Origin of the sequence: Mesoterricola silvestris (genome assembly GCF_030295405.1) — a bacterium.
Classification (GTDB): domain Bacteria; phylum Acidobacteriota; class Holophagae; order Holophagales; family Holophagaceae; genus Mesoterricola; species Mesoterricola silvestris.
Window position 1 is genome coordinate 2171219 of record NZ_AP027080.1, and the last position, 13603, is coordinate 2184821.

The following is a 13603-nucleotide window of genomic DNA, read 5'->3' on the forward strand; positions in this document are numbered from 1 at the left end:
ATGAAGACACCCGTATTCCGATTCCAGGAGGAGGTCCTCACGGATGCTCCCCTGACCCTCGTGCGCGACCGGCTCCAGGCGGGGCTTCCCTGCCTCCGGGCCTGTCCCGGGCTCCACGCCCCCGAAGTCGCGGGCGAGGGCATCACCCTCCGCTGGCAGCACCACGCCCTGGGCGCGGTGGAGGAAGGCACGCTGCGCGCCGAATTCCACGAGCAGGGCACCCATCTCCGCCTGGACGGAAGGCTCCGGGGCTGGGGGGCCTTCCTGCTCCTGGGATGGATGCGCTGGCGCACGGACCGGTTGCTGGACCGCATTGTGAAGGAGCTGCCGTGAAATTCTTCAGCTGGAACGTCAACGGCTTCCGCGCCGTGCTCAAGAACGGCTTCATGGACTGGCTGGAGAAGGCCGATCCCGACGTCCTCTCCCTCCAGGAGATCCGCGCCGACTGGGACCAGGTGGACCTGGGCGTGCGCCGGGACCTGGAGTGCGCCTTCGACGTGGCCTGGTTCCCCTCCACCAGCAAGAAGGGCTATGCCGGCAGCGCCACCCTCACCAAGAAGGACCTGGGCTTCACCCACGGCAAGGGCCTGGGCGTGGAGATCTTCGACCAGGAGGGCCGCATCGTCGTCAGCAACCGCGGCGACCTCACCTTCATCGCCGGCTACTTCCCCAACGCCTCCGCGGGCCTGGTGCGCCTGGACTTCAAGCGCCAGTTCGCCAAGGACCTCGCCGCCGTCATCCGCGCCCGCCACGCCAAGGGCGAGAAGGTCATCCTCACCGGCGACATGAACGTCGCCCCCGAGGAGATCGACCTGGCCCGCCCCAAGGACAACCGCACCAACCCCGGCTTCACGGACGAGGAGCGGGAGGATTTCCGCCTCTACCTGAAGGAGGGCATGGTGGACATCCTGCGCGAGCGCAACCCCGGCGTGCCCGGCCTCTACACCTGGTGGACCGCCAGGGGCGGCGCCCGGGAGAAGAACGTCGGGTGGCGCATCGACAACTTCCTGGTGAGCCGGGCCCTCGCCCCGCGGGTGAAGGACGCCCGGATCCACGCCGACGTGCTGGGGTCGGACCACTGCCCCATCAGCATCGACCTGGACTAGTCCAGGGCGTTGCGCACCATGGAGAGCAGCTTGGCGCGGTCGAAGGGCTTGGAGATCAGGATGCTCTCCGTCCAGACCTCGTCCGGCCCCACCAGCGCGTCCGGGTAGCCCGACATGAAGACCACCCGGATCCCGGGCCGCAGGCACTTCACCGCCTGGGCCAGCTCCCGGCCCCCCATGCCCGGCATCACCACGTCAGTGAGCAGGAGGTGGACCGGGTCCCCGAAGACGTGCAGCAGCTCCAGGGCCACCGCGGGATCCGCCGCCTCCAGGACGCGGTACCCCGCGGCCCTCAGGTGGTGCGCGGTGAGCTGGAGGACGCTCTCGTCGTCCTCCACCAGCAGGATGGTCTCCGTTCCCGTCCCGGGTTCCGGTTCCGGGACAAGCTCGGCCTTGGCCGCAAGCTCCGTGGCCAGGGGCAGGCTCACGGTGAACGTCGTGCCCAGGCCGGGCGCCGAGGCCACCTCCAGGAAGCCGCCGCTCTGCTCCACGATGCCCAGGGCCGTGCTCAGGCCCAGGCCGGTGCCCTTGCCCACGGCCTTCGTGGTGTAGAACGGCTCGAAGATCCGTCCCAGCACCTGGGGCGTCATGCCCTCCCCGGTGTCGGCCACCGAGAAGGTGGCGAAGCCCTCCCGGCGTCCGGTCCTCAGGGTCAGCGTGCCCCCCTTGGGCATGGCGTCCCGGGCGTTGACCACCAGGTTCATGATCACCTGCTCCAGCTGCCCGTGGTCCGCCTTCACCGGCCCCATCCCGGGATCCAGATCGAACACCAGCCGGATGTCCTCCTTCACCACGCGCTGGAAGAACGTCTCCATTTCCCGGAAGAGGATGTTGAGATCGAGGATTTCCGGGGCCAGCACCTGCTTGCGGCTGAAGGCCAGCAGCTGGCGCGTGAGGGCGGCGCCCTTGAGCCCCGCCCTCTGGATCGTCTCCAGGTGGATGCGCAGGGGGTGGTCCAGGATCAGGCGCTCCAGGGCCATCTCCGCGTACCCGTTGATGACCTGGAGCAGGTTGTTGAAGTCGTGGGCCACGCCCCCGGCCAGGGTGCCGATGGCCTCCATCTTCTGGGCGTGGCGCAGCCGTTCCTCGCTCTCCCGCAGCGCCTCCAGGGCCCGGTCCCGGTCCAGGATCCGGGCCGTGAGGGCCTCGTTGGCCCTCACCAGGTCCGCGGTGCGCTCCTGCACCCGCAGCTCCAGCTCGTCGTTCAGGCGCTTGAGATCCTCCGTGCTCTCCCTCAGGGCCTCCTGGGCGCGCCGCTCCGATTCCCGCAGCCGGAGGTTGAGGATGCCGTGGGCCAGGTCATCGGCCAGTTCCCCCAGCACCCGCACCTGGGCCTCCGTGAAGGCTTCCGATTCCGCCGAATACACCGTCAGCACCCCGAAGACCTCCGCCCCGTCCATGAGGGGCAGGGCCAGGGAGGACGCGTAGCCCCGGGCCCGGGCCTCCTGGCGCCAGGGTTCGAAATCGGGGTCCGTGTCCATGTTCCGGCAGAGATGGGGCCGGCCCGAGCGCATGGCCAGCCCCGTGGGCCCGCGGCCCCGTTCCGTGTCGGCCCAGGTGAGGTTGAGGGTCGAAAGGTAGCCGTCCTCGAATCCAGCCCAGGCCATGGGCCGGATGGACTGTGCCGGATCGTGCATCTTGTACCCGATCCACGCCAGGAAGCACCCGCAGTCCTCCACCACGATGCGGCACACCTCGCCCAGGTAGCCCGCCTCGTCCTGGGCCCGGGCCATGGCCTGGCTGCTTCGGCTCAGGGCCTGCACCACCCGGTTCAGCTGCTGCATGCCCCGCTCCCGGAGCCGCCGGTCCGAGATGTCCCGGGCCAGGTGCACCGTCCCCCGCAGGCGCCCCTGGGCATCGAAGATGGGCGAGGTGCGCACCTGGTAGTCCCCGCCCAGGCCCTCCACCCGCACCTCCGCATCGTGGGGCTGCCCGTCCACCTGGGTCGCGTGCAGCGGACAGTTCTCCACCGGCTGCCCCGACCGGTGGAAGACCTCGTGGCAGGGCCGCCCCAGCAGCGCCTCCCCCCCCGGCCCCAGCCGGTTGAGCAGGGCCTTGTTCACCTGGAGCAGGTTCCGGTTCTCGTCCAGCACCGCCAGCAGATCCGGCACCGCATCGAAGGTGCTCCGCCACACGAAGTCCAAGCCCGCCTGCAGATCCCCCTCCGTCCCGGAAGCTCCCGCTTCCCCCCCTTGGGGCATTCCTTTGCCATGCTGGCGTTGCAAGACCATGAAAAATCCGTCCCAAAGTGTTTGCCTTATTCAAGGCTCAAGCACCGGAATGGAGGTGTCCAGATATTTTTTATGAAAAGTTTACGTCCCACACCGGAACGGTTCCGTCTTCCGGATCCCCCGGGGCACCGCTTCTCCCGGCGGCCGTTTCTCCCCCGGCCGGAAGGGAATCAGCACCCCGAACCGCTTGAGGCGGGGGCTGACGATCTCCTCATCGCAGTACACCACCAGATGGGGCGAAAGCACGCAGGAAGACAACGAGGACAGGGACATCCAAGCCTCCGGTTAGGACCATGTCAGGATTCACGCTCATGTAAGGTGCCTCGTCCCCCCGTCCAGTTCCCAGAAATTTGTAGGAATTGAAATAAGCCTGTTTTTACCTGGTATGCCCGTTGCGGGGATGGATACTTTCATCGCCTCCCCTGCCGTCTGCGACGCCGTCCCCATCGCCCCACTGATGACCCCATGCCCACCCCGTCCCGTCACCTTACCCGCCAGAGTCTCACCCGGGCCCTCCAGGCGGCCAAGACCTCCCTCGGCGCCCGCACCCGGGCCCTCCCCCCCGAAACCCAGTCCTTGGCCCAGCAGTGCGCCGAGGCCATCCAGGCCCGGATCCAGGACCTCGCGGAAGGGAAGGGCCCCCCCGCGGTCATTCAGAAGGCCCTCACCACCCTCATCCACAGCCACGCCGACCCGGTCCTGGTGGGTGCCCTGCGGGAGTTCGCACAGATCCTGGTCCTGCACCTCGCCGAGGACCGCGACCGCTTCCTCAGCCGAGGCAAAGACCGAAGAGATTCATAATTCCCCGCTGACCCGGGGCACCACCCATGGACCCGGCACCCCCGGACCCCCATGACCCGCAAATGAAGCTCCTCAGGACGCCTGGTCCACCTTCCACCGCGCCAGGGGCCGCCCACTGAGATCCCACACCTGAAGCCCCCAGGGAAGCCGCCGCACACCCAGGCGCCGCCGGATTTCGATCCGCGCCGCTTCTTCGCTCGGCGCACAGATGGGACCATATTCCATGAAGTAACCAGGAAGCTTATAACCAAAGGACTTGGACATTGGACCCCCCCGAAATGGTCGAGTGCTTGAACCTTCCACAGGACCAATTTCGCTTTTTGTATGCCATCCGTCAAGGGTGTAAATCGAAAAAAGCGAAAAACGAGCGGAACGTCCTGGGGGCCAAGGAGTCCAGGGCGAGGTTGCCGGCCCCCTGCGATCACAGGGCATCCAGCGGACTGGCCACGCCCCTCCCGCCCCGGTTGAGGACATGGGTGTAGATCATGGTGGTTTCCACATCCTTGTGTCCGAGCAGCTCTTGAATCGTGCGGATGTCATAGCCGCCCTGCAACAGGTGGGTGGCAAAGCTATGGCGGAGGACATGGGGCGTGACAGGCTTGGGGAGCCCCGCCGCAATGGCCGCCTTCCTGATTGACCGCTGGATGGTTTCCGGCAGCACATGGTGCCTGCGTTCCAGGCCGGACCGCGGATCCACGGAGCAGGTCCGGGCCGGGAACACCCACTGCCATCCCCAGGATTTTGCCGCGGATGGGAATTTGACGGCCAGCGCATCGGGCAGATAAACAGCCCCGAATCCCTTTTCCAGGTCGCTCGAATGCAGATTCCGCACAAGGGTCAGATGTTGTCGCATCGGCTCCAGGAGGGCCCCGGGCAGCATGGTGATCCGGTCCTTGGCGCCCTTGCCATTGCGTACGATCACCTCCCTCCGCTCGAAATCCAGATCCTTCACCCGGAGGCGGAGGCCCTCCAGGAGGCGCATCCCCGTTCCGTAAAGCAGCCTGCAGAAGAGAGCGGGGACCCCCGTCATGGGTTCCAGGATCCTGCGCACCTCACCCGGCGTCAGGACCACCGGCAAGCGACAGGCCGGCTTGGCCTGGACGATTCCTTCCAGCCAGGGCAGGTCCATGGCCAGCACCGCCTTGTAAAGGAACAGGAGGGCGGCCTTCGCCTGGTTCTGGGTGGCGGAGGCCACCTTACGCTCCAAAGCGAGGTGGCTCAGGAAGGCTTTCACCTCCGCCGCTCCCATGTTCGCGGGATGGCGCTTCCCGTGATGCAGAATGAACCGCCGGATCCAATCCACATACGTATCCTCCGTGCGGATGCTGTAGTGCCGGACCCGGATTTCCTCCCGAACCCGGTCCAGCAGCCTGCGGGGCCCGGCCGGGCCCGGCCGATCGGTCTCATCCGATGCCAGGCCCTGCATCCCGGTGCCGGGGCTGGGTTCGGACGGGAAGGGCAGGGGGGGCATGGTAGACCTCGATTCGTTAAATTTCCGCCAAACTTAGGGCTCCAATCAAACCTGTCAAGGGCGGCAAACCTGCCTTGCCGCGAAGGTCCCGAACCTTCGACGGTTCGCCTGAATTCCTTCCCCGGGACCCATTGGCCGCCTCCGCGCCTGTCGCCTAATCAGGATCCACCCCGGAATAGGCGGCATCCCCGCGGTCGCCCAATCCCGGGACACCATCCGTCCAGAACCTTTTGCATGTGCATCCAAGCAGTTGCAGAATGAAGAAAACAGCCCTCCCGAAGCGACGCGCCCAAGCCCACCCAATGCGTTAATACCGACTCACCCCAGGCGGTTCGGGCCAATAATTTCCCCGGTCTTTACACGCCAGCGTTCGATTCCCCGTCCGACGCCCAATTATGGTTAGGCATCACCCACTACCTATATCTCAGCGCTGGGAGTCTTCGATGACATCACACCGATATTCTCCAACACAATCAGATCTAGCTAATGGGCTAAACCACGTTCTATATGAGATTTATCAACTTATGGAATCAGACATTGACCACAGCCATCCACCGTTGGCATACGCCCTACTTGAGGCAAAATTACTCCACGCCCGAGTCTTACTCGATTTCTTCGAGCACACCACCCGTAGTAAGGTCAAAAACCGCGAATTAGATGATATTCTTTCTACCGATTACAAATTCCCCTCCATCACAATTGCTATCTCCGACAAGTGTCGAAAGAAATTCAATAAAGATCTAGCCCACCTAACATATTCCAGAAATGATAGGACAGGGGATGAGAAACAATGGCCCCCCAAAGAGTATCTAATTCCAATTCTTGAACACTGTTCTCAATTTTTATCTCATATCATGAAATCATGTGCACCTTTGTTGGGGGAAGAGAGAATGATTCAATGTCAGGCCTTAGAAGAAAAAGTGCATCAGCATATATTGCTATACCAATCCCGGTAATTCGCAATTTGCACAATCTTGATCCCACCGCGCCGTCCCAACGAGGGATTATTCACGCGCCGGTCCTAACCCAGCGTTCGAGGTCGGACCCCAACCTGCACTTCTCCCCTTGGTGGTATCGTCGTTCCAACCTCCTTTCTCCTCCACTCGCGCCGCCAGGTTGGGGCCGACTCAACTTCGGCGTTAGGCATCTCCCAGCACAAGCCCAGTCAGCGTTAGGCATCTCCCAGCGCAACGATTAAGCTCAGGGAATCTCCAAGTTCGTTCTCCAGATAGGTCGCGAATGCCATGACTTCAACCCCTCTATCCGTCATTTCCGTCATCCTCCATTGCACTTGGCTTTGCGCAGTGCAGGCAACGAACCCACTGCCCAGTCCCCAGCCAGAAGATGCTTTCTTTCAACTGGTTAAGTCGACTCAACCATCTCAGCGCAAATTTGTCCCAGAAAACGCTCCCCATTGGGATATCAAAAAGTTGTCTTCCTGGGTTTCTCCCAATGGCCTGGTTTTAGTCGAGCCTGGCAGCAAGAGGGGTAGGCATTTCACACATCAGGAAATTTCCAATGCACTTGCCTCTCGGAAAGGGCCCGTCTTCCTGGTATTCGCCCACATGTCCTTCCTCCTTTCACGCCGCCTCCCGCAGTACTCTAGGCTATGGCTCGAAGAGCGTCGCTCTGCTCGCGTCGGCTGCATCTCAACCTTCTACGAAGTGTCCTTCTCGCAGGTCAACAAGTTGCCAGTCGTTGTAAAAATCGAAGACATCAATCCGGGCGAATAGTGCTTAACTACGCACACCATCGTTACCCCCTCAATTGTTCCACCCAGTGGCGACACCCAATCGCGCCGTGTCTCCTATCTCATGACCAAACGTCCATCTGTCTAACCATCGCTTCGACGCGGACCCCAAAGTGCCTTCATCCCACCAAGGTCCCTCGAACTCAATCAGCCTCCTCCGCCAGCCGCGCCGCCACTTTGGGGCCGGTCAAGCCGTGCGTTAGGAACCTCGTCACGCAGTTCTGGAGAGTTATGGCCTTCAACGAAGAATTTGCCAAACAAATTATCGGTCATACGGTCGTTGTAGGGTTCAATCATGCAACGTCGGACGGTGACTTGATTCGCAAGTCCCAAGACTTTGGCACGATCACCTCGGTCTCTGCTGAAGATGGAATTGAAATCACGAGGCCTGATGGGTCTTCCTTTACCGTTCCCCCGGATTTCCGTTCAATGAAGGTGGCCGATCCTGGCATATACACACTTCGCTCCAATCAGGCATCGATCGAGAACCCCTCCTACACGATGATATGGACAATCTACGGAGCCGATTCCGACGCACCCACCTGGACTCCGATCAAATAGGGAATTTGCGCAAAATGCGCCGTCCCAACAAGGTGATATTCACGCGCCGGTCCTAACCCAGCGTTCGAGGTCGGACCCCAACCTGCACTTCTCCCCTTGGTGGTATCGTCATTCCAACCTCCCTTCTCCTCCACTCGCGCCGCCAGGTTGGGGCCGACTCAACTTCTGCGTTAGGCTTCACCAAGCCCCCGATTAGTCAGCGTAAGGAATCACCAACCACCCAACAACAAAGGATGAAGCATCGCATGGGCCGAGATATTTATGTTCAAGACCTGCCAGATAACATCCGTAATCTTAGCGAAATCCCAGATGATTTTGTTCCCCGCCCCATAGCCAGCAGATCAACGGTCATCGAGGCGATTCGGAAGGCCTTCCCGTCGGCTGACCTCACTGACCCTTCGTGGGTTAAGCTGGTCGAACCCAGTATTTTTTACATAGAGGCGAACCTTGGTAGCGTTGAATCCCTTGATTCCTTTGTTTTCCATGTGAATGGAGGCAAAGAGGCCGATCAGCTGATTTCGCGGATCTTACTGAGTTTGGGCCTCCGAGCCGTCGATACTTTCAGCGACACTGGGCTGTTCCAATTTGTCTGACGGCTCATCGTTCAATTGGTCCTGCGGCTCAGGTCGATTGCTCAGGCATGGGGCCTTCGAAGGTCTGTGCATGGCCCGAACACGCCGTCCCAACGAGGTACGATTCACGCGCCGGTCCTAACCCAGCGTTCGAGGTCGGACCCCAACCTGCACTTCTCCCCTTGGTGGTATCGTCATTCCAACCTCCCTTCTACTCCACCCGCGCCGCCAGGTTGGGGCCGACTCAACTTCGGCGTTAGGCATTCCTAGGCCCCCTCGTCCAAATGATTGACCTCACTCCACTCCTCCATATCCATGGCGTGCAATTCAGCCCAAAAGAGGCCGCAAGGCTTTCTGGCCTGAGCTTCCAACACTGTGTTGAACCCGGCGAAATTCGTTCAACCGGTCGCTACAAGGGCAAGCCCTCACCATATGGCTCGGCAACCCTTACTTGCCCAGGCAAGGTCACAGATGATTCAAGGCTTATGTCTCTTCTAGCCATAGCCTCTCCGCATCTGGAGGCGCTCCGCAGCTGCGGCGCAGAGGAGTTCGACCTTTCCATTGATGTCGTATGGTCGAGGCAATGCAACCTCGAGTTCTCGCCAGCTGAGCTCCTAGCAATTGCACAACTCCACATCCCACTCACCATTAGCTGCTGGCAAAAGAGCTGATCTGAAGGCGCCACGGGGGCCTCGCACGAGGCAAAGCCAAAACGCCGATCATCATAATCATTGAAAACGAACCACCTTTGTGCCCTCTCGCCCTTGCCGCGCTGAAGGGTGATACCCTTTCCCCATCGTTCCCCTCGCAGTCGTTCCACCCAGCGGAATCGGCCCGTCGCGCCGCGTCTCGGGTCTCATCACCAAACGTTTGTCTGCCTAACCATCGCTTCGACCCGGACCCCAAAGTGCCTTCATCCCGCCAAGGTCTCTCAAACTCCATCATCTTTCTCCGCCAACCGCGCCGCCACTTTGGGGCCGTTCAAGCCGGGCGTTAGGCATCCCAAGACACCATCATCAAAGGCCGTCCAAACATCAGTAGGCATCTCACATGCTCACCATCCTTAATCCCAACGTCCTCGTCGACCAACTGCGTTCGGGGCGCGTGCCAACCGTTCCGATAGTCATTCTAATGGCCTTGAATATCTCGTTCCAAAACCTGGCTGGGCATCCGGGCTTCCTTGGGGCTTTGGCATCACCCGCAGCGCTACCTTTTGTGCTCCTTCAATTAGGTATGTCCCTAGCGTCCCTTCTAATTGCCTTCCGCTCGAACGGAGGCGAGAAAGGCCACGACTTCTTCACAAGGTTCTTCTCACTTACAGCAGTCCTCTACTTCTGGGTCTACATAGCTGGATATTTTGCATACGTCCTTTTGTCGTGGTTCGTAGTTGGCGCACTTGGTCAACCCGGCCGAGATCTTTATCGCTCTTTTGGGCCCGCACAACTCGTTTTCGGCGCAGTGACTTCCCTTGTATACCTACTCTCCCTCCAATACTTCTTCTCAAAAGTCGCGTCCAAGGCCGCTCCTTAATCCTGGCGCCACGTGCGCGGCGCCGGTTCCACCTCTCAATTCCAACGAGGTAATATTCACGCGCCGGTCCTAACCCAGCGTTCGAGGTTGGACCCCAACCTTACACTTCTCCCCTTGGTGGTATCGTCATTCCAACCTCCCTTCTCCTCCACTCGCGCCGCCAGGTTGGGGCCGACTCAACTTCGGCGTTAGGCATCCCCAAGCGCAAGCCCAGTCAGCGTTAGGGCAGGGGGGCGCTGAACCCGACGGCCCCGCATTGCGCCGCGCCATGCTGCTGCGCGCCCGAAGGTCACGGTAGGCGGCCTTACCCGCGCCGGCCTCAGTGGGCGAAAAGCCCAGAGCTACATCACCAGGGCAAGCCGCAGCTCGATCGGCAATCAGCGATGTCAACCTCCGGGCGCTTCCACTGAGCGCCTATCCCACCGCGCCGTCCCAACGAGGTAATATTCACGCGCCGGTCCTAACCCAGCGTTCGAGGTCGGACCCCAACCTGCTCTTCTCCCCTTGGTGGTATCGTCATTCCAACCTCCCTTCTCCTCCACTCGCGCCGCCAGGTTGGGGCCGACTCAACTTCGGCGTAAGGCATCACATAGGACCCTTGGAACAAGCGTATGGAACCACTTATCACTTTCGACCCCGTCTTCCCGCAATGAAAACGCATAATCTGTTATTGATCCCGCTGGTTTCCCTTTCGGCGCAAGCCCAAAGTTCGCCATCCTTTATGGGCTGGAAAATGAAATGGGAATTCGTGGAGACTTGGAAGGGGTTGTCCAATCAACCAGTAATGGTGGCATATGAGGTTCGACTCCTATTCGTCGATGGCGAACCTCGAGCCGAGATCGATATCGATGGGCACATGGTGTTATGTAGAGTGCTTGCCTCCGTGCTAGGCACTGAGAAGGGGCTAAAATTCTTCTTCCTTCGAAACCGAGAAGAACATGTCCTGCCAATTTTCAAACCCGGAGACCTCCTATTTGAAATCCGCAAAGAACGGGGCCGTATTCTCACTCATTGGGCCAGTTTGCAACCTACCTTTGATGAGAATTGCAAACCAGGTTCTTACTTCAAGCCAGCAAAATAACCGCGTCTGCCTAACCATCGCTTCGACCCGGACCCCAGCCTTCCTCGCTCCCACCAAGGCTCCGTATTCTTCCATTCCCATTCTCCGCCGACCGCGCCGTCAGGCTGGAGCCGGTCAAGCCGAGCATTAGACTTCACCCACCACCCATCAAACCGGCGGCTAGGCACAACATGGACCTCCACGTCATTTACACAAAAGCAGAGATGCTTCTATCCAAGAAGTCCTACACTTCATGGCGTGATATCCAAGATGAATACGAAGACTACATGGCGTCCTTTGGCCCATGGTCAATTGAACAAGTGCTGGGGCTTTTCGAAAAAGACTATCCAGACTTGGACCCGGTTGGTTTGGTTCAAGTCGAAATTCTTCGCAACTCACCTTCCGAAACCATTCGGCTCACTTTCAAGAGTCGTTGATGAGGCTCCTAAACCGGCTCCGGCTTCACTCGGGTCAGCAACATGAGTTCCATTCCAATCAAGTCCAGTCTTTACCTAACGGTGATTGCCTGGGGCCCAGTTTTCCCGCTCAGGTTAATTACCAGCCGCTTTGCCCCATCGCGCTGCAAAACCGGGCGGCATCATCGGAGGTCGAGCTGCCTAGCCATCGCTTCGACCCGGACCCCAATGTGCCTTCATCCCACCGTGGTTCCTTGAACTCAATTACCCTTCTCCGCCAACCGCGCCGCCACTTTGGTGCCGGTCAAGCCGTGCGTTAGGCATCTCCCAGCCCGCATCAAACAAGCGTCTGGCGCCGCGCGCGAAACGAGGCTACTGAGCAGGTCATCATCACCCAGCCAACCCGCCCGATGCCAGGCATGCCCGTCCATACCGCACCAAAGCATGGTAGGCTTGCGCCATCAATCCAATCCTTTTTGGCACTTACCAACTCGCTTCGAACGAGGCCTTCCAGCATGAAATGCCCCCTTCAGCAAGAACGGCTAGAACTTGAAACTCTTCCGAATGGAATCCAGATCTCGGTTCCAGCAAGAAGGAGCTGGTTTGTCCTTTTGTTCCTCACTATTTGGCTCTGCGGTTGGGTCATGGGCGAGCGCTCTGCGCTAATCGAGGTGTTTGGCCATCTTGCCAAGCCTGGCCCTCCGCCCGCATTCATGGCAATTTGGCTCACCGGATGGACGGTAGGCGGTGCATTCGCCTTACTCACTTTGGTTTGGCAGGTTGCCGGCCGAGAAATAATCGGAATTGAAAGCGGATATCTCTTCCACAAAATCCAGATCCTGGGCATCACCAGAATGCGGGAATACCAAGGCGATCAAATCAAGAGGCTTAGGGCGGTTGATTATTCTCCCGGGTTTAATCGACAGGCTTCTTGGGTGCCTCCTCTTGTTGGCCAAGGCGTTGGCCCCATTGCCTTTGACTACGGTTCAAAGTCCGTTCGAATCGGCCAATCCCTGGATGAAGCAGAAGCCCCGCGCCTTATCGAACTACTTGTTTCTCGGCTACCTCAATCCGTACATTATTCCTAACTATTCGACTCCCCAGCGGCAATACCTCATCGCGCCGCGTCTCGGGTCCCATCGCCATATGTCCGTCTGCCTAACTATCCCTTCGACCCGGACCCCAGCCCTGTATTGCTCCAACCAGGTCTTCCTCATCTCCCATCGCACTTCTCCGCCGACGGCGCCGCCAGGGCTGGGGCCGGTCAAGCCGGGCGTTAGGCATCTCCCATCCCGCTTCGAACCAGCGTCTGGCGGAGCCCCGCTATCAGGGCACCGAAGCCAATGAGCGTCACCCGGCGGTAGGGCCGGCTGGCCAGGGCGCCCACTCTCTAGGCGTCGACAGATGCCAGGTTGGGCGGCGCGCACGATTCGAGGCTAATGATGCCGGTTTTCATCGCCCATGGATGCGCCCACTGGCTTGCACACCCCCCTTAAGGCGCCGAAGTTGAGGAAATCAGGAACTTTCGAGGCCAGAAGCTCACTTATCTCTTGATTCCATATAGCCTCGCTAGGTGGGTTTATGCTCCCTTCCATGCCGCCCTTCCTCATTGCCTCCCTGCTTGTCCAGGCTCCTCTGCCTACAGGCCAGGCTACGAAACGCGCCAGAAAACAGGTGCTCATCGTCCCGCTGTTGCTCCAGATCAACGATCCTCAGGTCGTCCACGCCGAAGCCTACCTTCGGAAGGTTCTCCCAACGTGGAGGATCGCCAATCCCACCTTCGCATGCAAATCCGAAATCCCTCGTTCGGCCCTTCAGCTACGATGCCTGGTCGATTCCGCTAACGGTACCGAAGAATGGCAATTCACGATTCAGGTCCTTTCAGATGGGCAGTTAAAACTGCGAGAGGCAAAGGTCCTAAGCTAACGCCTCGGGACTTTTCGGCGCAGGGGGGTGGTTGCCTAACCTCGCGTTCGACTCCGGACCCCAGCCATTAGTGGCTCCTGCTTTGATTTCGGCATCTTCAAACTTCCTTCTCTCTCTTACGCGCCGCCAGGCTGGGGCCGGCCAACTTTGGCGTTAGGCATCTCCCTGCGCTAAGCGAC

11 protein-coding genes are annotated in these 13603 nt (G+C 60.2%); 9 read left to right on the forward strand and 2 right to left on the reverse strand.

Translation table 11 applies throughout. From position 1 onward, the window contains the following. Together R2J76_RS09380 and R2J76_RS09385 are read left to right on the forward strand one after the other, a co-directional pair. Positions 1–333 (forward strand): hypothetical protein, encoded by a 333-nt coding sequence (locus tag R2J76_RS09380; RefSeq protein WP_316415585.1) that lies wholly within the window; start codon positions 1–3, stop codon positions 331–333. Beyond that, the gene (locus tag R2J76_RS09385; RefSeq protein ID WP_316415586.1) at positions 330–1106 is read left to right on the forward strand and encodes an exodeoxyribonuclease III; all 777 of its coding nucleotides are present in this window, start codon (positions 330–332) and stop codon (positions 1104–1106) included. Before R2J76_RS09380 ends, R2J76_RS09385 begins: the two co-directional genes overlap by 4 nt. On the opposite strand, the gene R2J76_RS09390 is transcribed toward R2J76_RS09385, so the two are convergent. Continuing rightward, on the reverse strand, positions 1103–3241 hold the full coding sequence (locus R2J76_RS09390; RefSeq protein ID WP_316415890.1) for a GAF domain-containing hybrid sensor histidine kinase/response regulator: 2139 nt from the start codon (positions 3239–3241) through the stop codon (positions 1103–1105). The genes R2J76_RS09385 and R2J76_RS09390 overlap by 4 nt on opposite strands. Positions 3242–3802: 561 nt before the next feature. On the opposite strand from R2J76_RS09390, the gene R2J76_RS09395 reads away from it, so the two are divergent. After that, positions 3803–4138, forward strand: a complete 336-nt coding sequence (locus R2J76_RS09395; RefSeq protein ID WP_316415587.1) for a hypothetical protein — start codon at positions 3803–3805, stop codon at positions 4136–4138. Between the two features lie 421 nt (positions 4139–4559). On the opposite strand, the gene R2J76_RS09400 is transcribed toward R2J76_RS09395, so the two are convergent. After that, entirely contained in the window at positions 4560–5564 is a 1005-nt protein-coding gene (locus R2J76_RS09400) for an integron integrase (RefSeq protein ID WP_316415891.1), read from the reverse strand. A gap of 2026 nt (positions 5565–7590) precedes the next feature. Between R2J76_RS09400 and R2J76_RS09405 the strand changes: the two genes are divergently transcribed. From R2J76_RS09405 to R2J76_RS09425, 6 genes are all read left to right on the forward strand, one after another. Beyond that, positions 7591–7920: a hypothetical protein gene (locus R2J76_RS09405; protein WP_316415588.1), complete on the forward strand. Its 330-nt coding sequence runs from the start codon at positions 7591–7593 to the stop codon at positions 7918–7920. Between the two features lie 245 nt (positions 7921–8165). Continuing rightward, positions 8166–8513 carry a hypothetical protein gene (locus R2J76_RS09410; protein WP_316415589.1) on the forward strand — a complete coding sequence of 116 codons (348 nt, stop codon included), beginning with the start codon at positions 8166–8168 and terminating at the stop codon, positions 8511–8513. 1029 nt (positions 8514–9542) lie between these two features. Continuing rightward, positions 9543–10022, forward strand: coding sequence for a hypothetical protein (locus R2J76_RS09415; RefSeq protein ID WP_316415590.1), 480 nt, complete (start codon positions 9543–9545; stop codon positions 10020–10022). A gap of 733 nt (positions 10023–10755) precedes the next feature. Beyond that, positions 10756–11103 carry a DUF5991 domain-containing protein gene (locus R2J76_RS21560; RefSeq protein ID WP_394366830.1) on the forward strand — a complete coding sequence of 116 codons (348 nt, stop codon included), beginning with the start codon at positions 10756–10758 and terminating at the stop codon, positions 11101–11103. Positions 11104–11273: 170 nt separating this feature from the next. Then, complete coding sequence (locus tag R2J76_RS09420; RefSeq protein ID WP_316415591.1) at positions 11274–11519, forward strand: hypothetical protein; 246 nt, start codon at positions 11274–11276, stop codon at positions 11517–11519. 494 nt (positions 11520–12013) lie between these two features. Continuing rightward, the gene (locus tag R2J76_RS09425; RefSeq protein ID WP_316415592.1) at positions 12014–12586 is read left to right on the forward strand and encodes a hypothetical protein; all 573 of its coding nucleotides are present in this window, start codon (positions 12014–12016) and stop codon (positions 12584–12586) included. Positions 12587–13603 lie beyond the last annotated feature (1017 nt).

Coding starts and splice junctions, on each gene's coding strand:
- R2J76_RS09380 (WP_316415585.1), top strand. CDS start 1: ATGAAGACACCCGTATTCCGATTCCAGGAGGAGGTCCTCACGGATGCT.
- R2J76_RS09395 (WP_316415587.1), top strand. CDS start 3,803: ATGCCCACCCCGTCCCGTCACCTTACCCGCCAGAGTCTCACCCGGGCC.
- R2J76_RS09400 (WP_316415891.1), bottom strand. CDS start 5,564: ATGCAGGGCCTGGCATCGGATGAGACCGATCGGCCGGGCCCGGCCGGG.
- R2J76_RS09405 (WP_316415588.1), top strand. CDS start 7,591: ATGGCCTTCAACGAAGAATTTGCCAAACAAATTATCGGTCATACGGTC.
- R2J76_RS09410 (WP_316415589.1), top strand. CDS start 8,166: ATGGGCCGAGATATTTATGTTCAAGACCTGCCAGATAACATCCGTAAT.
- R2J76_RS09415 (WP_316415590.1), top strand. CDS start 9,543: ATGCTCACCATCCTTAATCCCAACGTCCTCGTCGACCAACTGCGTTCG.
- R2J76_RS21560 (WP_394366830.1), top strand. CDS start 10,756: ATGAAATGGGAATTCGTGGAGACTTGGAAGGGGTTGTCCAATCAACCA.
- R2J76_RS09420 (WP_316415591.1), top strand. CDS start 11,274: ATGGACCTCCACGTCATTTACACAAAAGCAGAGATGCTTCTATCCAAG.
- R2J76_RS09425 (WP_316415592.1), top strand. CDS start 12,014: ATGAAATGCCCCCTTCAGCAAGAACGGCTAGAACTTGAAACTCTTCCG.